Annotated in this window: 18 protein-coding genes and 2 tRNA genes; 10 read left to right on the top strand and 10 right to left on the bottom strand. The window is 63.3% G+C overall.

The genetic code is table 11. The features are described 5' to 3' along the window. Nucleotides 1-459 precede the first annotated feature (459 nt). Both NN5_RS20760 and NN5_RS20755 read right to left on the bottom strand, forming a co-directional pair. Nucleotides 460-864 (bottom strand): tyrosine-type recombinase/integrase, encoded by a 405-nt coding sequence (locus NN5_RS20760; RefSeq protein WP_067737756.1) that lies wholly within the window; start codon nt 862-864, stop codon nt 460-462. A gap of 226 nt (nt 865-1090) precedes the next feature. Next, nucleotides 1091-1177: transfer RNA gene (locus NN5_RS20755), tRNA-Leu, on the bottom strand. A gap of 245 nt (nt 1178-1422) precedes the next feature. On the opposite strand from NN5_RS20755, the gene NN5_RS20750 reads away from it, so the two are divergent. Continuing rightward, nucleotides 1423-2391, top strand: coding sequence for a complex I NDUFA9 subunit family protein (locus tag NN5_RS20750; protein WP_067737761.1), 969 nt, complete (start codon nt 1423-1425; stop codon nt 2389-2391). Between the two features lie 118 nt (nt 2392-2509). On the opposite strand, the gene NN5_RS20745 is transcribed toward NN5_RS20750, so the two are convergent. From NN5_RS20745 to metX, 4 genes are all read right to left on the bottom strand, one after another. After that, a complete protein-coding gene (locus NN5_RS20745) occupies nt 2510-3181 on the bottom strand; it encodes a glutathione S-transferase family protein (RefSeq protein WP_067737755.1) in 672 nt (223 codons plus the stop codon). A gap of 123 nt (nt 3182-3304) precedes the next feature. Then, a complete protein-coding gene (gene metW, locus NN5_RS20740; protein ID WP_067737753.1) occupies nt 3305-3913 on the bottom strand; it encodes a methionine biosynthesis protein MetW in 609 nt (202 codons plus the stop codon). Then, nucleotides 3910-4344, bottom strand: coding sequence for a GNAT family N-acetyltransferase (locus NN5_RS20735; RefSeq protein ID WP_067737750.1), 435 nt, complete (start codon nt 4342-4344; stop codon nt 3910-3912). Before NN5_RS20735 ends, metW begins: the two co-directional genes overlap by 4 nt. Then, a complete protein-coding gene (metX, locus tag NN5_RS20730) occupies nt 4341-5447 on the bottom strand; it encodes a homoserine O-acetyltransferase MetX (protein ID WP_067737740.1) in 1107 nt (368 codons plus the stop codon). Before metX ends, NN5_RS20735 begins: the two co-directional genes overlap by 4 nt. Nucleotides 5448-5555: 108 nt before the next feature. Here metX and hisC point away from each other — a divergent pair, with 108 nt between their 5' ends. From hisC to NN5_RS20710, 4 genes are all read left to right on the top strand, one after another. Further along, a complete protein-coding gene (hisC, locus tag NN5_RS20725; protein WP_067737738.1) occupies nt 5556-6668 on the top strand; it encodes a histidinol-phosphate transaminase in 1113 nt (370 codons plus the stop codon). Beyond that, entirely contained in the window at nt 6665-7588 is a 924-nt protein-coding gene (locus NN5_RS20720) for a prephenate/arogenate dehydrogenase family protein (RefSeq protein ID WP_067737735.1), read from the top strand. The genes hisC and NN5_RS20720 overlap by 4 nt, the downstream gene beginning before the upstream one ends. A gap of 558 nt (nt 7589-8146) precedes the next feature. Beyond that, nucleotides 8147-9073: an HTH domain-containing protein gene (locus NN5_RS20715; RefSeq protein ID WP_067737732.1), complete on the top strand. Its 927-nt coding sequence runs from the start codon at nt 8147-8149 to the stop codon at nt 9071-9073. A 170-nt stretch (nt 9074-9243) separates the two neighbouring features. Beyond that, nucleotides 9244-10560: a hypothetical protein gene (locus NN5_RS20710; protein ID WP_067737727.1), complete on the top strand. Its 1317-nt coding sequence runs from the start codon at nt 9244-9246 to the stop codon at nt 10558-10560. Between the two features lie 192 nt (nt 10561-10752). On the opposite strand, the gene NN5_RS20705 is transcribed toward NN5_RS20710, so the two are convergent. The 4 genes from NN5_RS20705 to ftsE are packed head-to-tail and all read right to left on the bottom strand — an operon-like array spanning nt 10753 to nt 13629. Beyond that, nucleotides 10753-11451 (bottom strand): lysophospholipid acyltransferase family protein, encoded by a 699-nt coding sequence (locus NN5_RS20705; protein WP_067737725.1) that lies wholly within the window; start codon nt 11449-11451, stop codon nt 10753-10755. After that, the gene (locus NN5_RS20700) at nt 11451-11984 is read right to left on the bottom strand and encodes a YdcF family protein (RefSeq protein WP_067737723.1); all 534 of its coding nucleotides are present in this window, start codon (nt 11982-11984) and stop codon (nt 11451-11453) included. Before NN5_RS20700 ends, NN5_RS20705 begins: the two co-directional genes overlap by 1 nt. Before the next feature lie 29 nt (nt 11985-12013). Further along, a complete protein-coding gene (locus NN5_RS20695; protein ID WP_067737719.1) occupies nt 12014-12916 on the bottom strand; it encodes a cell division protein FtsX in 903 nt (300 codons plus the stop codon). Next, entirely contained in the window at nt 12916-13629 is a 714-nt protein-coding gene (gene ftsE, locus NN5_RS20690) for a cell division ATP-binding protein FtsE (protein WP_067737716.1), read from the bottom strand. The genes NN5_RS20695 and ftsE overlap by 1 nt, the downstream gene beginning before the upstream one ends. A gap of 153 nt (nt 13630-13782) precedes the next feature. Between ftsE and NN5_RS20685 the strand changes: the two genes are divergently transcribed. From NN5_RS20685 to NN5_RS20670, 5 genes are all read left to right on the top strand, one after another. Next, nucleotides 13783-14646, top strand: coding sequence for an MJ0042-type zinc finger domain-containing protein (locus NN5_RS20685; RefSeq protein ID WP_067737758.1), 864 nt, complete (start codon nt 13783-13785; stop codon nt 14644-14646). A 149-nt stretch (nt 14647-14795) separates the two neighbouring features. Continuing rightward, nucleotides 14796-14882 (top strand) — tRNA-Leu (locus tag NN5_RS20680). A 217-nt stretch (nt 14883-15099) separates the two neighbouring features. Then, nucleotides 15100-15300 carry a helix-turn-helix transcriptional regulator gene (locus tag NN5_RS27350; RefSeq protein ID WP_084385074.1) on the top strand — a complete coding sequence of 67 codons (201 nt, stop codon included), beginning with the start codon at nt 15100-15102 and terminating at the stop codon, nt 15298-15300. Between the two features lie 303 nt (nt 15301-15603). Further along, nucleotides 15604-16338, top strand: a complete 735-nt coding sequence (locus NN5_RS20675; RefSeq protein WP_067737710.1) for a hypothetical protein — start codon at nt 15604-15606, stop codon at nt 16336-16338. Beyond that, on the top strand, nt 16331-18227 hold a 1897-nt coding region (locus tag NN5_RS20670), incomplete at its 3' end, for a type IV secretory system conjugative DNA transfer family protein (RefSeq protein WP_067737709.1). The genes NN5_RS20675 and NN5_RS20670, both read left to right, overlap by 8 nt.

Raw genomic sequence — 18227 nt, 5'->3', positions numbered from 1 at the left:
GGCGCCTGCCGCCGGCTCAGCCTGGCCGAAAGCGAACGACAGCATTTCAGACTTTTAATCCGGAAGGTGTCTTTCCGGTGTCGCCGACATTGCAGCCGTGCATTCTCGTGCACAAAAGCGCCATGGCTCAGTTGCAACGGCATTGGCGACTAATCTCGGCTTTAGCCTGCGCATGTTTGTGCACCATTTTGCTCCGCAGTTTAGCTGGAGCAAATTCGATGATCTCACAGTTCAAACAGTTGCGACCATAGCGTCCATGATTTTCATTCTATGGTCCTTGGAAAAGTTCTGGCCATCAAGGCAGAGCGACAGCTAACCCCGACATTTCCGTCGACCAGGGCATGCCAAGCACTGCTGAAGACGGGCTGTTCGTTGTCGGATCGGCCCACATGAATGACTGGTATCGGAATGGCAATTTGAGGTCGGGAATGTCCGGTATGGCGGGGTGGATTCAACCGGTCATCGCAACACCAGCAGCACCTCCTGCGCGGTGATCTGGGCGATCGGGCGGGTCGCGAGATGACGATAAGCGATGTCGAGGAGCCAGTGGATCTTGCTGAGAGTAATCTCGGCCATGCCCTCGCGTTCCTGTTTGGCGATCCACTCCTTGGCCACCGCCTTGAAGCTGTCGTCTTCCTCGAACTTGGCTTGGGCGACAGCGAGCTTCTTTTCGTGGGAGGGATCGCGGCCCGCCACGATCAGCTTGCCGGCCTCATCGCGCCTCTCGCGGGCGTCAGCGAGGCTAAGGTCCGGCCATTGACCGAGCGAGAGCGTCTTCTGCTTTCCGATCCAGCTGTAGGTGAGGCGCCAGAGCTTCGAGCCGTTGGGCTTGACGTAGAGATGCAGACCGCCGCCGTCGAACAAGCTTGTAGGGTCGTTCCTTCGCCTTGGCACTGGTCACGGTGGTCGCGAAGAGGGTGTGCATATGGGTATCGCCTTGCCGAAGGGCGGAGAACGATACCCATCAGGACACCCATTTTGTTCCCGATTGGTGCCGTATTCGCCCGGATGTCGTCGGACGCTTATAGCACAAAAATTGGCGGATTTCTGCCGTTTTTTGGACGTCCTCGGACGTCCTCGGAAGAACAAATGGTGCCCAGAAGAGGACTCGAACCTCCACGCCCTTACGAGCGCCGCCACCTGAAGACGGTGCGTCTACCAATTCCGCCATCTGGGCACGGGCGGGGTGCTGGATTGCGATCCCCGCTAGGTAGGAGCGCGCCTCTACGCAGGCTGCGCGGGGTTGTCAACGGGGGTGGCCGCAAGATTTTTTCTTATTTGCAGGCGTGGCGGTGAACGGCCGCGGCCGGGCGGCGCAACTGCGCGGTTGCCCCCTGTGCGGCCTTGTGGCAGGGGCAAAAATCATGTGCTGCGGTGCGGGATCGTGAAGGCTTGCGCCGCCGACCGAAGGACCATCTGATCATGAGCCAACGTCCCACCGATTCCCTTGCAGGCAAGATCGTCACTGTCCTGGGCGGCAGCGGCTTCGTTGGCAGGCATCTGGCGCAGGAACTGCTGGCGCGCGGGGCGCGTCTGCGTGTTGCCAGCCGCAATCCGCAGAAGGCCTATATGATCAAGCCGCTCGGTAATCTCGGGCAGGTCCAGTTCGCGCGCGTCGATGTGACGAAGCCCGATTCGCTGGCCGCGGTGCTGGCCGGATCGGATGCCGTGGTCAATCTGGCAGGCGCTTTCACGGGCAATCTCGATGCGCTGCAGGGGCAGGGCGCGGGCTGCATCGCGGCCGCGGCCAAGGCGGCAGGCGCCGGTGCTTTCGTGCATGTTTCCGCGATCGGTGGCGATGCGCAATCGGATGTCGCTTATGCCCGCACCAAGGCCGAAGGCGAAAATGCGGTGCGGGCCGAATTCCCGGACGCGACTATCGTGCGTCCCTCGCTGATCTTCGGTCCGGATGACAAGTTTCTCATGATGTTCGGCGGCCTGGTGGCCGGCCTGCCGGTGCTGCCGGTCTTCGCGCCCGAGGCGACGCTTCAGCCGGTGTTCGTCGACGACGTTGCCGAAGCCATTGCAAATGCGCTTTCCGATCCGGCGGCGCATGGCGGCAAGACTTATGAACTCGCGGGCCCCGAAGTGCTCACGATGCTCGAACTGAACCAGCGTATTGCCGCTGCCGAGGGCCGTTCGCGCAGCTTGGCCGCGCTGCCCGATGGCGTGTCGGGCCTGATCGCCGCGCTCACTGGCTGGCTGCCCGGCGCGCCGATCACCAGCGATCAGTTGAAGCTGCTCAAGGCGGGCAGTGTCGCCAGCGGAACGGTTCCCGGAATCGCCGATCTGGGCGTGTCGCCGCGTCCGCTCGGCCTGTTCCTGGGCCGCTGGATGATGCAGTTCCGCAAGCACGGCCGGTTCGGTGTGAAAGGCCCCAGCGCCGCCTGATTCGGGTTAAAAGCCAGAGTCGAGAAGGTTCTCGGATTGAACCCAATCGACTCTGGGAAATTCGTTGTTTGCCGTGATTTCCGAGCCGGCAGGTGATTCCACCTGACTCGAAATCACTCTAGGCGTCCACTTCCGCGTAATGGCTGGGCGGCTGGATCACTTCCATCCGCTCGGAGAGCAGCGGGCGGAACGAGGGGCGCGATTTCATCACGAGATACCAGCCGCGGGCCTGTTCGTGGCTGGACCAGTCGAGGCCGCCCAGATAGTCGGCAACGGATATCTGCGCGGCGGCGGCAAGGTCTGCCAGCGTCATCGTCGGGCCGGCCAGCCAGGGCCGGGTATCGATCAGGTAGTCGAGGTAGTCGAGGTAATCGTGCGAGAGCTTCATCGCCTCGCGCAGGGCCTTGGCATCCGGTGACTGGCGCAGGACCAGCCGCTTCTTCATGCGTTCGAGCAGCAGCGGGCCCGAGACGTCGTTATAGAAGTTCTCGTCGAACATGGCGATCAGGCGGCGGATTTCCGCGCGCTGCTGGGCCGTGCCGCTGATCAGGGGATTGCGGTCGACGGTTTCCTCGAAATACTCGCAGATGGCGCGGCTGTCGGAAAGGACGAGGTTGCGCTCGGTTTCCTTGACCACGGGCGTGCGGCCCGCCGGGTTCATGGCGAAGAGCCGGTCCTCGCCTTCCCAGGGGCGCGTCGTCTGCAGTTCGTAGGCAATCCCCTTTTCCGCCATCAGCAGCCGGACTTTGCGGCTGTAGGGGCAGAGGGGGAACTGGTATATGTGCCACATGGCATTGCGATGCCAAAGCCGCGGCGGGGCGTCCACCCGGAGGGGCTTCCCGGACAGGACTAAACGCGTGGATAAGTCGGTGAGGCGTGCCCGGCGGCAGGCGGGCCGATATCGCCCAGGCGGTTAATCGCGCGAGAGCAGGAACACCGCGTGCTCGGCGCGGAAGTTGGCCGCCGCCGCGCTGCACCCGGTGCCGCCAGAGAGGAACCACTGGCCTTCGACGGTAATCCCGCGTTCCTTAACCAGGGCGCGGAAATCGTTCACGGTCAGGTGGTGGATGTTGGGCGTCTCGTACCAAGGCACCGGCAGCAGCCGCGTTACCGGCATTCGCCCGTTCCACAGGAGCGACATGCGCACCCGCCAGTGCGCGAAATTGGGGAAGCTGACGAAGGCCTTGCGGCCGATGCGCAGCAGCTCTTCCAGCACCATGTCGGGGCGCAGGGTGGTTTGCAGGGTCTGCGAGAGGATCGCGTAGTCGACCGACTTGTCGGGATAGAACGCCAGGTCCTTGTCGGCATCGCCCTGGATTACCGAGAGCCCCCTGGCCACGCAGGCGCCGACATTGGCTGGGGCCAGTTCCATGCCGCGCGCGTCGCAGCCTTTCTCGTCACGCAGCGCGGCCATCAGCGTGCCGTCGCCGCAGCCAATATCGAGCAGGCTGGAACCCGGCGCGACATTGGTGGCGATGATCGCCAGATCGGGGCGCAGGGCCGTGCGCAGGGCCGCGTTCATGGCGCGGCCCGCAGCGCGGCCGCGAACTGGGGTGAGAGCCGCTCCATCAGCCGCTCGGGGCGCATCAGCGGTGTGAAGCCCAGCGCGGCATAGACGCCGTGCGCATCGGCGGTGGTCAGGGCGAAGCGGCGCACGGTCGCATAGCCGGGATGATCGACGAACCAGCTCACCATCCGCCGGCCGATGCCTTGCCCGCGCACCTCTTCATCCACCCATACATCCGCCAGCCAGGCGAAGCTCGCCCGGTCCGAGATCACGCGGGCGAAGCCGACCTGGCCGTGCTCCGGGTGATAGGCCCCCAGGCAATGCGAGCCAGCGTTCTGCCGCTCCACCTGTTCGCGCGCTATGCCGGGTGTCCAGTAGCTGGAAGCAAGCCAGCCGTGCACGCGATCGAGGTCAATCCGCGCCGGATCGTCGCTGAGTTCGATCATGTGAGAAATCCTTCAACCACCCGGTCGAGCGCGGGAACGTCCAGCAGGAACGAGTCGTGCCCGAACGGCGCGGAAAGCTCGACGAAGCTCACCGGCAGCCCCGCTGCATTGAGGGCGTGCACCACGTTGCGCGATTCCGTCGTGGGATAGAGCCAGTCGGTGTCGAAGCTGACGAGGCAGAAGCGCGCCTTCGACTTCGCGAAGGCATGGGCCAATCGGCCGCCATGCTCTTCGGCAAGGTCGAAGTAGTCCATGGCGCGGGTGATATAGAGGTAGGAGTTCGCGTCGAACCGGGCGGTGAACGAGAGGCCCTGGTAGCGCAGGTAGCTCTCGATCTGGAAATCGGCATCGAAGCCGAAAGTCTTGGCCTCGCGGTCCTGCAACTGGCGGCCGAACTTGGCAGTGAGGCCTTCTTCCGAGAGGTAAGTGATGTGGGCTGCCATGCGGGCCACGGCGAGGCCCTTTTCCGGCCCCTTGCCGTGTTCGTAATAGGCCCCCTCGCGCCATTCGGGATCGGCCATGATCGCTTGTCGGCCGACTTCGTGGAACGCGATGTTCTGCGCTGAGTGGCGCGCGGTCGAGGCGATCACCAGCGCGGCGCGGGTGCGTTCGGGGAAATTGGCGGCAAGCGACAGGGTCTGCATCCCGCCCATCGATCCGCCGACGACGGCGTGCAGGCACTCGATCCCCAGCGCGTCGAGCAGGGCCACATGGCCGCGCACCATGTCGCGGATGGTGATGACCGGAAAGCGCATGGCCCAGGGCTGGCCATCGGGGGCAAGGCTGGCCGGGCCGGTCGAGCCCATGCACGATCCGATCACATTGGCGCAGATCACGTGGAACTTGTCGGTATCGATCGGTTTGCCGGGGCCGACCATGCGCACCCACCAGCCGGGCTTGCCGGTGCGGGGGTGGTCGGAGACGACGTGATGATCGCCGGTCAGCGCGTGGCAGATCAGGATCGCGTTGTCCTTCGCCGCGTTGAGCGTGCCGTGCGTTTCATAGGCGATGCGCACGCCGGGCAGGCTCTGCCCGCCGTCGAGCGGCAGCGGATCGGCCAGTTCGAGCACCTGGCTCTCGTCTAGGATCGGGGCGTTGGACATTGTGGTTTCGTGAAGTGGGGAAGGGGTGGCTTGGTGTCAATTCTTGCTGTCATACAGTGTCAATCGATACTGTCATTCGGGGCGCCGGTAAGCTAAAGGCCCGCCGTCATGAGCGAAACCGAAACCCGCAGCAAAGCCCCGACCCCGAAGCCCTGGATCGCGGCGATCCATGCCTATGTGCCCGGCAAGTCGGCAGGCAAGGACGGGCGTCCGCTGATCAAGCTTTCGGCGAACGAGAATCCGCTCGGCACCAGCGAGGCCGCGCTCGCCGCCAAGGCCAAGGCGCCCTCGCTCTATCCCGATCCGGATAGCAAGGATCTGCGTGCCCGGCTCGGCGACCTGCACGGGATCGATCCGGCGCGCATCGTCATGGGCACGGGCTCGGACGAACTGCTGAACCTCGCCGCGCAAGGGTTCGCCGGGCTGGGCGATGAAGTGATCTACGTGCGTTATGGCTTTTCGGTTTACGACATCGCCGCGCGCCGCTGCGGAGCGACCCCGGTGGTGGCGCCCGATGCCGACTACGGCACCGATGTCGATGCGCTGCTGGCACTGGTGACGGACAAGACCCGCGTGGTCTTCGTCGCCAACCCCAACAACCCGACCGGATCGTTCCTGCCCAGGGGCGAGATCGCCCGGCTGCACGCCTCGCTGCCCGGCGACGTGCTGCTGGTGATCGATCAGGCCTATGGCGAATATGTCGCGCCAGAGGACGAGGACGGCGCCATGGCGCTGGCCGCCGCGCATGACAATGTGCTGGTGACGCGCACCTTCTCCAAGATCTTCGGCCTTGCCGGCGAGCGGATCGGCTGGGGCACCGGCGCGCCGGGGATCATCGACACGCTCAACCGCATCCGCGGGCCGTTCAACATTTCTAGCACCGGGCAGGCCATGGCCGCCGCCGCGCTGGAGGACATGGCCTTCGTCGAGCGCAGCCGCGCCCATAACCGCGACGAGCGCGCCCGTTTCGTCGAGAAGATCGTCGCGCTCAGCAACCACGGGCTGCGCCCGCTGCCGAGCCAGGCGAACTTCGTGCTGGTGCTGTTCGAAGGCAAGCTGAGCGCCGAGACCGCCTTCGATGGCCTTGCCGAGCGCGGCTATATCGTGCGCTGGCTGCCCAATCAGGGCCTGCCGCATGGGTTGCGCATCACCATCGGTCATCCGCATGACATGGATGCCATTGCAGAAGGTATCCGCGAAATGGCGGAGGCCGCGCGGTGAGTTTTCAGCGGGTTGCGATTATCGGTCTGGGTTTGCAGGGCGGCTCGATCGGCCTTGCCGTGCAGGAATTCCTGCCGGGTGCCGTGACCACGGGGTACGACCTCTCGCCCGAGAACCGCGCCCGCGCCGCGCAGCGCGGGCTGGTGCACAAGGTCTGCGATACGGCCGAAGACGCGGTGCGCGAGGCCGATCTGGTGATCTTCTGCGTGCCGCCGGGCGCGATGGGCGAGGCCGCCGCGCCGCTGCGCGAGGTGATCCCGGCCCATGCGCTGGTCAGCGATGTCGGCTCCAGCAAGCAGGCGATCGCCAAGGCCCTGGGCGAGGCGTTGCCCGATCATCTGGTGATCCCGGCCCACCCGGTGGCGGGCACGGAAAACTCGGGGCCGGACGCAGGCTTCGCGCATCTGTTTCGCAACCGCTGGTGCATCGTCACCCCGCCCGAACAGACCGACCTGCTCAAGCTCTCGGCCCTTGTCGAATTCTGGGAAACGCTGGGCGCCAATGTCGAGATCATGACGGCGGAGCACCACGATCTGGTGCTGGCCGTGACCAGCCACTTGCCGCACCTGATCGCCTATACCATCGTCGGCACCGCGTCCGATCTTGAGGACGTGACGCAGAGCGAAGTCATCAAGTATTCGGCCGGCGGCTTCCGCGACTTCACCCGCATTGCCGCCAGCGACCCGACGATGTGGCGCGACGTCTTCCTGTCGAACAAGGACGCGGTGCTCACCATGCTCCAGCGCTTCACCGAGGACCTGACCGCCTTGCAGCGCGCGATCCGCGTTGGCGACGGCCAGATGCTGTTCGACCACTTCGCCCGCACCCGCGCCATCCGCCGCTCGATCATCGAGGAAGGCCAGGACGATTCGCGCCCCGACTTCGGGCGCGGCGATCACGACGGCGGCGCGGCGGGCTGAGCCGCCGTGCCGAAGCCAGCGGCGTAATTTCAAACTTCGCCCACACGGGCCATGGTGAGTTTCGGAAAGTCGTTGTTTGTCAGCGATATGGACGCGTGAAAATTTCACACCGCGAATAGGCGGCGTGGGGTTTGCTATGGACGGTTCAAAGAGCAGGGCAGGCAGATGCCGCGCGCAGTGTGACAGGCTGGGCGGATGTAGGAAATTTCCAAAATTGCCGACGCTGCTGATATTCGCGGCGGCGTCTGCTTTGCGCCCATTTCGGTCATTCGAGCCTGTTTTCCACTTGCTTGAAAGCGGACAGCTTGGGAAGGGAACGATAGCGTCAAGCTGGCATAGGTGACCGGAAGCCAGAGAACTGCATTAGGTGATGCGAGAAGCGCGTAAGGACTGGTCACGATAATGAAGCACTGTCGTTGTGAACCCGGTTTTTATCGGTTACGCTAAAATCCTCCGTGGCGACCGCCCCGGATTTGGAGAGTCCGTTGTCCACCGTCGTTCGTTCTCAGGTCGTATCGTGATGAAGCCAGCCGTAGCCCTGCGGTTCGCATAGCTACCGTGGACGCTTACCTTACCCTTGCCGAAGATGTACTTCGCCGAGTGCGACGCCCCTTGAGCGCGCACCAGATACTGCGGTCTGCCTACGAGAATGACATGGCTCCGCCGCATCTTCGTGGGCGTACTCAGCACAAGACCCTTGGCGCGCGATTAAGCGAGGACATTCTACATCACCGGGAGGCAAGCCGCTTCTACCGAACTGCCCCCGGCCGCTTCCTGCTGCGCGAATTAGCTGACGATGACTCGATCCCCGAAGAGTTGCGACGGCCAATCGTTGCGCGGCGGCGGCGCAGAAATCTCGCACAGAAGCGATCACTGGCGTTCCATCGTTCCGAACTGGAGAATGCTCGCCGCGGTTCGTACGCGATAGACACCTCCGCCGTTCTCAATCTGATCGAGCACGGTAGTTTCCACTATGCAACCAGCGCGGCTCAGCGCGGTTTGGACGAGGTAGTCGTCTGGGCATTCATGCTCGTAATCCGCTCCGGTTGCGTATTAACCTACCGGCAGGGGCATTATCGCGAGCATCGCGATACGTTCATGCATCGTCGAACAATCGGGTTCTACACGCCAGTGATTGACGACGATCTTAGCCTGTTCGAGCGAACCGACCATGGAATTGTAAGCAGCGGCATAAAGGCGCTGGCAACTGATCTTGATCTTCAAGAGCGGGAGTTGTGGCCCGTACTCAGCGAGCGATCGAAGCTTGAGGCGTTTCTGTATCCTCAAAGCCATCCATCCAGCGACCTTCTCGCTGTCGTCGCCTTCTCATGCCCGGACTGGCTGGATCCCACAAGCAAGCGGCTCGCCATCAATGATTTAGAGTGGTTGGACTTGCGATCGCCGCCGAACCACTGCGAAGATTTTGACCCTTGGTCCCAAGCGATCCTGTCTGAAGCGCGACACTTGGCGCTTGCATCAGGCTAACCGTGGCAGGGGGACCACGGACGCAAAGAAGGCGCACCCGAGTAACGCCGCAAGAGGCTGCCTTCATTGAAGCGGCTCTGATGGCCGATTCCCCCATCGTTCGTAAGCAAGCCCTTCAACGGCTTTGCAGCCTGTATCGGCAGGGAGCCAGACTGGCAGCGCCTAGAACGATGAAGGCGCTTATCCTCAACTCTCTGGTCGATCGCGACAGCAAGGTGCGCCGATGGTCGTTCAATGCGCTCGCTCAGCTTGGCGAAGCCGCTGACGTTCCGTTGATGATCGGACCTTGGAAAGAAAACCGGGCCGATCCCGAGATTTTCGAGGCTGGGCTTACGGCTCTGGCTCATCTGCTGTCCAAGGATGATTTGCTGGTGATCCTGAAGGAGGCAGAGGTCTGCTTGGACGCCAGCGCGCTGATGGCGCTGGGCCAGCAAACCGACAGCTTCAGCGCAGAGTTGGATGCGGTTCGTCTCGGTATCGACAAAGCAACCCACGGCGAACTGCGGTCTGCGACCTTGTTGATCGGGCTGAAGAAGGCTCCGAATACCCTTTTTTCGGGAAGGTTTCCCGTCTCTGATGTAATTGGCGATCTGAACACGCACCCTGATCCGATCGTGTCGCAATATTCCTTTTGGGCAACCGTCGAGCATCCCGACCTTGGCCTGGACAACGTCAGCGTCCCTCCGTCACAATTCTCACAACTGCCTCCGAATGTGCAGGGTTGGGCGTACCGAACCCTAACTAAGGATGGCTCCAAAGCCGTCGTGCATTACGACGCCATCGTCGGAGCATCTGAGAGCGTTCATCCCGAGGTGAGGGAGGGTGTGGCGATTGGCTTGCGTGACATCTACTATGATTCGTTGGACGTCACAGTCGCAGACTGGTTCGTTGAGGAACGTGATCCTGCGGTGCGGGATGGGTTGCTTGAACACATGGCAACACACATCGCCAAAAGCCCCGCCTACCGTGACGAGGTGATGAAGGCTTACCGGGATGCTGCAAACGGGTCCGTGCTGCGATCGCGTTTGGAAGCGGCGAACCGGGACGACGCTGTCGCACTGGAGATGCGGCGGATAGCATTTCAAATGAACGATCCCGACCTATTCGCAAGCATGATTGGGCCAACGATGAATACTCAAAATTTCAACGGACCTGTAAACGCCGGTGGCATCTCGAACTCTGGCGTTGGCAACAGCGGACAGGTGCAGATTATGTCGATGGCGGAGGCTCAGGCAAAGGTGTCTCCGTTACTGGAGCAGCTGAGGCAGGCACTGGAGGCGGCGGATGCGCCGGAAGGGGCCGCGGAAGGCACTGCGATTGTGAAAGAAGCAATAGCCGCACCGACGAAGGGCAAGGTTGAAAAGGTGGTCGACTGGCTCAAGAGCGCCAAGGAAGGCGGCGACGCGGTTGCAGGGTTGGGCACTCTGGCTGCGTCATTGTATGACAAGCTTGGCCCGCTTGTGCATCACCTTCCTAACTTTTTATAAGGGGTAGTGGTCGGTGTGGTGCAGCTAATTAGCCCTTGGCGCTGCCTTCCTTCGCTCACCACATCGCCTCGACTAGCAGTACGTGACCGTGCGGCTAATCTGCGAGAGGGCTGAAGCACCGCCCAGTCACATGTCTGCTTGAGCGTCTGGTAACAGAAGAGCTGCCAGTCAGCTTCCGGCCTATTGCCGCCATCACCCCTCATTCAACGCGTTGATCGCCTCCAGCACCTTTGCTTCCAGTTCCTCGCGCGGCAGGCCCGGTTCGATCCGCTGCCCCACGCGCACGGTGATCGTGCCGGGTTTCTTCCAGCGGCGCTGGTAGAGCCGTCCGCTGTTTACCGCCACCGGCACCACCGGCAGGCTCAGCAGCTTGTAGAGCCCGGCAAAGCCCGATTGCAGGGCGCGGCGCTGGCCGTGCGGCACGCGCGTGCCTTCCGGGAAGATCGCCAGGGGGCGCCCCTGCGCCGCGAAGGCGCGGCCGCTGGCGACCATCTTGCGCAAGGTCTTCGCGCCGCCGTCGCGTTCGATGGGGACGATGCCATAGCGCTGGGCCGCGTAGCCCCAGCCGGGCAGGCGGACGAGTTCGATCTTGGGCAGGGGGGCGGGCCAGTCCATCTGCATCGGCAGGTCGATCGCCTCGAAGAAGCTTTCGTGCTTGATGGCGACGAGCACGCCTTCGTTGGGCATCTGGCCTTCGAACACCACCTTGATCCCCAGCAGCCAGCGCGCGCAGAGGCGGTGAAAGTGCGACCAGCCGCGCACGATGGCGTGAAGGGCGCGCTGGCTCACGGTCGAGGCGGCGACGGAGCCCATCACGAACAGCACCGTGCCGGGGTAGAATACCGCGTAGAAGGCGAGGCTGCGAAGAACGTCTGCGGGGGTCGTGCGCATCAGCGGCCTGCCAGGTTGAGCGCGGCGCGGGCCAGCAGCTTGTGATATTCGAGGAAAAGCGCGCCAAGGCTCGGCCGCGAGGACACCGCATCGCGTTCCACGCGGACCCCGGCGGGCATTTCGCGCCCCAGTTCGAGCATGGCGCGGCGCATGTGCCAGTCCGCCGTCACCAGCCGCACCGACTTTGCGTGGTGCTCGCTCACCCACTGGGCGGCTTCCATGGCGTTGGAATGGGTGTCGTAGGCCTGATAGCCCAGGGTAATGCAGCAGGCCATCAGCCGGGGTGAGACGCCGAACTCGTGGGCGAATTCCCTTGGCTTCACTTCGCTGCCGACGCCGGAAACCAGCAGGCGCGGGGCGCTGCCGGCCTTGAGCACGTTTACGGCATGTTCGATGCGGCCCTGGCTGCCGGTCAGGACGATGACGGCATCGGTATGCACGTCCTCGGGCAGCGGTTGCGGCAGCGCGACGGCGAACCACAGGAACCCGAAGAGCCAGATCAGCAGGACAAAGGCGAAGGAACGGCGGAACATGCAGGGCGCTATATAGGGACTTATGTGTACTATAGCATCTTGCGCAAGGCGTGGAGAACCGTAAGGCGCGCGGTAATCATGGCCAGCAGGGTGGCGAGCACCGGCACTACGGCCAGGAGCAGCCAGTCGCTCCAGATCAGCGCGCCATTGTCGACCAGCCCCGCGCCGAGCCCGGCGAAGCGGCGGCCGAGCGACAGGATCACCACCAGCGCCAGCGCCAGCCCCACCGCGCCGCCGCCGGCCGCATCGTAGCCGGTCGAGCGCTGGAACACGCGGGCGACCTGCGAATCGGTGCCGCCCAGCAAGTGGACGATCTCGATCGTGTCGCGGTTGGTGCCGAGCGCGGTGCGCGCGGCCAGCAGCACGGCGGCCGTCAGCGCCAGCGCCAGCAGTGCGACGAGGGCGATGGCGAGCAGTTGCAGCGAGACCATCGCGTCGAACACCGGCTTCAGCCAGTTCGATTGCGCATCGACGCGCGCGGACGGGGCCACCGGTTTCAAGGCCTTTTCGATGGCGGAAAGGGCCTTTGGCGTCGCTGGGCCTTTCAGGCGCACGTCGATCAGCGCGGGCACCGGGATCGCGGAGCCCGTGGCGGTGCCGATGCCGGTGCCGAGCCAGGGCTCGATCAGCGCGTCGAGTTCGGCCTGCGGCACCAGCCGGAGGCCGGCAATGCCGGGCATGGTCTTGATGGTATCGACCGCGCGCCGGGCCTGCGCGGTGCGGATGTCGGCGCGCGGCTCCAGGATCTGGATAGTGACGCCGCCCTCGATCTCGGCCTTGGCGGAGGACACCGCATTGCCGAGCGCGAGGCCGGCGGCCAGGGCAATGACCGTCATTGCCACCATGATCGCGATGACCCAGGGCATCGGCCCCGACATGCGCGCCTGCGGAATCAGTTCCGCGCCCCTGGCCGTGAACAGGCGGCGCACCATTACGGCGTCTTTCGCGGCGGATAGCGCAGCGCGCCGGTGGGATCGGACAGGCGCCCGCGATCGAGCCGCATGATGAGGCTGTCGGGCACCTTGCGCAGCAGGTCGAGATCGTGGGTGGCGACCACCACGGTGGTGCCTTGCCGGTTGAGCATCTCGAACAGGCGGATGAGCTTCAGCGACATGTCGGGATCGACGTTGCCGGTCGGCTCGTCGGCGACCAGCATGGCCGGGCGCGCGATCACGGCGCGGGCGATGGCGACGCGCTGCTGCTCGCCGCCCGAAAGCGTGGGCGGGCGGGCGCCGATGCGGTCGGACAGCCCGACCCAGTCGAGAATGTCGCGCACCGGCCCGGCAAGGTCCTCTTCCCGGTGCCCGGCGACGCGCAGGGGCAGAGCAACATTGTCGAAGGCGGACAAGTGCGGGATCAGCCGGAAGTCCTGGAACACCACGCCGATCCGGCGGCGCAGTTGCGGCAGGCGGCTGCGCGGCATGGTGATCGCATCGGTGCCGAACATGCGGATCGCCCCGCGCGAGGGGCGCTGGGCGAGGTAGAGCAGCTTGAGCAGCGAGGTCTTGCCGGCACCGCTGGCCCCGGTGAGGAAATAGAACCGGCCCGGAAACAGGGTGAACGACAAGTCGCTCAGCACCTCGCGTTCGGTGCCGTAGCGCAGGCCGACATTGTCGAAATGGATGATTTCCCCGTCCGCGGTCATACTCGTCTGTTTACGGTTTCATGCATTCGCCGGGCCGAACGGGCGACGCGGCGGCTATAACGGCCAATGAATGTGGAAAAAAGGGGAACCGAGCACGAACCCACAGGCAGGGCGCTTGTCGCACGCATGACAACCGTGTTTATGGAGCAGACCATGATTATCGCCTGCCCTGCCTGCTCTACGCGGTATGCCGTCCCGGACAGCGCCATCGGGGTGGATGGCCGTACGGTTCGCTGCGCGAAGTGCCGCCACAGCTGGTTCCAGGAAGGGCCGGAGCTGTTGCTGGAGGGCGTGCCGTCGGCGCTTGCCGCGCAAGCCGCCGAACACCCCGCAGCGGCGCCGGCTGCCCGGCCGGAGCCCACTTCGCCGCCCCGCAGGGACGTGCCGCCGCAGCCCGTGGCGCAGGAGGCTGCGCCGGTCGCCGCTCCCGAGCGCGAGGTTGAGCCCGAAGTCGATCCGCTGCCGCCGCCGCCGGTTCCGCCGCAGCGCGTCGGGCGCTCGGCTGCGGCTTATTACGACGATACCGAAAACAAGCCCTATGCCGATGAATCGGTGTCGAGCTTCGATTTCTCGCCGCCGTTCCGCCCGCGCCGCAACTGGACCAAGATCGGCACTTATGCCGCCGGGATCTTTGCCGTGGTGACGCTGGGGCTGGCTGGCGCGATTGCCTGGGGCGGGTTGCCCGACTGGGTGCCGCTGCCGCGCGCGACGTTCCAGCAGGCGCAGCCTGACCTCCAGCTCGATTTCCCGCGCAACCGGCAGGACCGCAAGCCGCTGCCCGACGGCAGCGAGTTTTTCAGTGTCAGCGGCACGATCAGCAATATCGGCAGCGAGGCGCGCTATGTCCCTTCGCTGCTGGTGGTGCTGCGCGATGAGCGCGAGCGGATCGTCTATGAAAAGGAAGTGGTGCCGCCCAAGCGCAAGCTGGCGCCGGGCGAGACGATTACCATCAACGAAGCGCTGACCGATATCCCCAAGGCGGCCCATGCCGCGGAGATCGGCTGGAAGCCGGACTGACGTCCAATGCCTCTCGCGTCCGGGGCTTTTCCACGGGTGCCGGAAGATTCTCGAAAATATTGTTCGCGACTCGCTTGCGGCCTCCGAATCCCTTTGCTAAGGGCGCGCTCCTGCCACGGGGCGGATGCAAATCCAGCCCCGTTGATTTAGCGGTCGTGGCGGAATTGGTAGACGCGCAACGTTGAGGTCGTTGTGGGCGAAAGCCCGTGGAAGTTCGAGTCTTCTCGACCGCACCAATCCCTTGAAATCATCGAAGAATTTCAAGTGGTTAGGGTGAGGGTGGAAAATCAAACCACCCTTTAAGCCACCCAAAATCATGTGCTTTGACGAGCAGTCATGGGTGCGCATGTTGCCCTTGTTTGGCGACTCACCATCATCCTGATACGGTGCCCATACCTCGGGGTATTGTCGTAACCGGGGCATCGCGATGCTCACTTCCAAAGGAGCACCGTGATGAGGATACTTTCAAAGCGTCAGCTGAGGGAGCTTGTTCTCTATTCCCCGCAGCACATTGCGCGTCTGGAGAAGGCAGGCCAATTCCCCAAGCGGGTACAGCTGGGCCCGAGCAGAGTGGGATGGGTTGAGGAGGAAATCCTGGACTGGCTTTCCGCCAAGCTGAAACGCCGCGAGGAACCACAACGACACTCCTCTTGAAGGAGCGGGTGGCCGGGCACGCCCTGTCCGGCCACCCAATGGGGACGGGCATAGGCACCGGCATAGGCTCCCGTATTCTGGGCAGGGGTATAATCTCCGCCAAAGCCCCGCACATTTCCCACTTCTAGCACACGTCGGCAGTCCGACACCCTCCCACCACCCCCTATTCTCCACCCCCAGCCTTCTTCACGCTCCCTGGCAAACGAAGTCAGGTGCGACATTAAAGGTTGTTCACTATGTCAACTAACTTTTGAGAGTTGGTGGATCGTACCATAGGTTAGTGATCTGGGAGGGTGAGTTGTCATGCAGCTCAAACTACGACGGTCACAACGCGACTCCGGTCTTGTCTCAACGAAAGTCATCTTCTGCCTGTATGCCCGGGCAGAACTTTCGCCACACGAGCGGGCTAATCTTGTTCGGTACAAACTGTACAATCAGGTCATCTACAACAGCGCGTCTTCAAGACGCTCTCTCGACAAGAGTCTGGCGGCGACCGCCGAAGGAACGGCCAAAGGCTTCGCCACAGGCATGTTCCACATGGCGCTGGTGGCGATGAAGCTGAACATCACCGTCCGCAACCTGGAGCAGGGCCAGTACATCGAATGCAAGGATATGAACGAACTCCAGGCCGCCGAAGACGCCATCATGGAAGCCTGCCAGAGACTTAAATCGTACCTGGATACGGCGGCGACGTTTGACGGCAAGGATTTGCTGTTCGATTTCTCAGGCGACGAACCGAAGCTCGTCGCGCAGGCGGCTCGGCCCGAACCCATTCTGGCGCCGCCGGTGCCCATGCCCGCATCGGCCTTGGAAACGTCAGCCGACACGCCTGCTCTCACTCCGCCTGATTGGGAGACCGCGTATGAAGGTGAGTATGACTATACGGACGACCAAGACGACGCCTCCCTTGGTCTCGTGGAGCAATGGATCAGGCAGATAAGCCGGGCAACGGGGCTCGAAGAGAAGCACGTTGCCTTACTCATCACCGGGGCCGTCGCGCTCCTGCTCGGCCTCTTGCTCTCCATGTGCCATGGTTGAGATTCCCAAGCCTTCGACATACACGCCGCTGTTTCGAAGGTTCGGGAGCGAGAAGGACCGCGAGCTGCGCGAGGTCCGCCACCTCTACGAGTGGGTGGCACAGCAGGATGCCGCATTCGAGAGCCAGAGCAAGGCGCTGAACGACGTATTTTGTCCGTCAGGCGTACCGTGGGCACTGATCGACTCGTTCTCCCACCTGATTGCCTACCTTATCGAAGATTGTCCCGGCTTTGTGCCAACACCGCCGCCCATGTTTGCACGGATGAGCATGCAGGAGTTCGTCGAGTACCGGAACCTCCTCTATGCCAAGCAGCACTTCCACCAGAACAGGACGGCGCTGGTTGCGCAGATGCAGGAGGCCTTCGGGCGGATCTGCGGCGGCCTGGTTGAACTGCTGCCTGAGGTCGATGATCCTTCCCCCTTTACCGTTCCCTTGGCTTGTTGCCTTCCTGATCCCGGTGACGTGATCCACGGCCTCACCCAAGTCCTCGGCCACTACGCAAAGTACGGCCTGTTCTGTACCATCACCGAGCAGATATACCGCAACCTCTGCGAGGTGTCCGGGCGCGACCCGAGCGGCCAAGGCAGCAAGCCCTGGCGCTTTGCCCACGAGAGCCCGCTATCGCCCGTCGAACTGGCCAACACCTATCTGAAGGGCTCTCCCTTCCATGACCTGTTCCTGACGCCAGTGCCGCTCAAGCTGACCCACCAAGACCGGTTCAACCACTGGCATGTCCTAGCAGGCAGCGGGCAGGGCAAGACGGTCCTAATCGAGAACCTGATCCGGTACGACCTGGCAAGCTCTGATCCCCCGAGCATCGTGCTTATCGATCCGCATTCGGACCTCGTGCGCAAGCTGGTGCGGTCGGATCTTGGCATTGAGGATCGGCTGATCCTTATTGATCCGCGCGACACACAGTTTCCGGTGGCGCTCAATCCCTTTGCGGTCAACCGGGAGCGCTTTGCCCACTACGACGACGCGACCAAAGAGCAGGTCACGGCCGGTGTGCTGCAGACCTTCGGCTTTCTGTGGAACGGGCTCACCAACCTAACGCTGACCGGCAAGCAGGACGTGTTCTTCCGGTACGTCACCCGGCTCATGCTCACCCTGCCAGACGTGGAGGGCCGCAACGCGACCATCCTCGACATGCTGAAGCTCATGGGCGATCCCGCGCCCTATGCCCGGGCCATCGAAGCGCTCCCGGACATTCCGCGTGAGTTCTTCATGCGGGACTTCATGAGCAAGACCTTTGATGGCACCAAGGAGCAGGTCCGCTACCGCCTACAAGCGATCATCGAGAGCCCGACTATGGCACGGCTCTTCACCGCGCCGGAAACCAAGATCGATCTCTTCTCCGAGATGAACCGGGGCGCCGTGATCCTCGTTGATACCGCCAAGGACTTTCTGAAGGACGATTCCGCCGTCTTCGGCAAGCTGATCATTTCGCTCGTCCTCCAGGCCATACTGGAGCGGGCTGCCATTCCCGAGGCGGATCGCAAACCAACCTTCCTCATGGTGGACGAGGGCGGGAGCTTCTTCTCTCAGAACATCGATGACCTGCTGACCGAGGCTCGCAAGTACAAATGTGGGATATTGGCGGCCCATCAGTACCTAGATCAGGCCAAGCCTTCCCTGCGCGCTTCGTTTGCGGCCAACACCGGCATCAAGTTCGCCTCGGGGCTTTCGGCACAAGACGCCGCCGTCATGGCGCGAGATATGCGTACCAGTGCGGATTTCATTCTTTCGCAGCCCAAGCTTCAGTTTGCCGCTCACATTCGGGGCGTGACGCCGTCAGCGGTGTCCATTCCCATCACACCCATGGATCGGCCGCCACAGCTCTCGGACGACGCCTATTTCCAGCTTATCGCGCGCAATCGCGAGCGGGTGG

Source organism: Novosphingobium naphthalenivorans NBRC 102051 (assembly GCF_001590985.1).
Classification (GTDB): Bacteria; Pseudomonadota; Alphaproteobacteria; order Sphingomonadales; family Sphingomonadaceae; genus Novosphingobium; species Novosphingobium naphthalenivorans.
Note: the sequence above shows the minus strand (reverse complement) of the source record. Positions and strands in the feature narration are given on the sequence as shown.

Coding starts and splice junctions, on each gene's coding strand:
- NN5_RS20750 (WP_067737761.1), top strand. CDS start 1,423: ATGAGCCAACGTCCCACCGATTCCCTTGCAGGCAAGATCGTCACTGTC.
- NN5_RS20745 (WP_067737755.1), bottom strand. CDS start 3,181: ATGTGGCACATATACCAGTTCCCCCTCTGCCCCTACAGCCGCAAAGTC.
- metW (WP_067737753.1), bottom strand. CDS start 3,913: ATGAACGCGGCCCTGCGCACGGCCCTGCGCCCCGATCTGGCGATCATC.
- NN5_RS20735 (WP_067737750.1), bottom strand. CDS start 4,344: ATGATCGAACTCAGCGACGATCCGGCGCGGATTGACCTCGATCGCGTG.
- metX (WP_067737740.1), bottom strand. CDS start 5,447: ATGTCCAACGCCCCGATCCTAGACGAGAGCCAGGTGCTCGAACTGGCC.
- hisC (WP_067737738.1), top strand. CDS start 5,556: ATGAGCGAAACCGAAACCCGCAGCAAAGCCCCGACCCCGAAGCCCTGG.
- NN5_RS20710 (WP_067737727.1), top strand. CDS start 9,244: ATGAAGGCGCTTATCCTCAACTCTCTGGTCGATCGCGACAGCAAGGTG.
- NN5_RS20705 (WP_067737725.1), bottom strand. CDS start 11,451: ATGCGCACGACCCCCGCAGACGTTCTTCGCAGCCTCGCCTTCTACGCG.
- NN5_RS20700 (WP_067737723.1), bottom strand. CDS start 11,984: ATGTTCCGCCGTTCCTTCGCCTTTGTCCTGCTGATCTGGCTCTTCGGG.
- NN5_RS20695 (WP_067737719.1), bottom strand. CDS start 12,916: ATGGTGCGCCGCCTGTTCACGGCCAGGGGCGCGGAACTGATTCCGCAG.
- ftsE (WP_067737716.1), bottom strand. CDS start 13,629: ATGACCGCGGACGGGGAAATCATCCATTTCGACAATGTCGGCCTGCGC.
- NN5_RS20685 (WP_067737758.1), top strand. CDS start 13,783: ATGATTATCGCCTGCCCTGCCTGCTCTACGCGGTATGCCGTCCCGGAC.
- NN5_RS27350 (WP_084385074.1), top strand. CDS start 15,100: ATGAGGATACTTTCAAAGCGTCAGCTGAGGGAGCTTGTTCTCTATTCC.
- NN5_RS20675 (WP_067737710.1), top strand. CDS start 15,604: ATGCAGCTCAAACTACGACGGTCACAACGCGACTCCGGTCTTGTCTCA.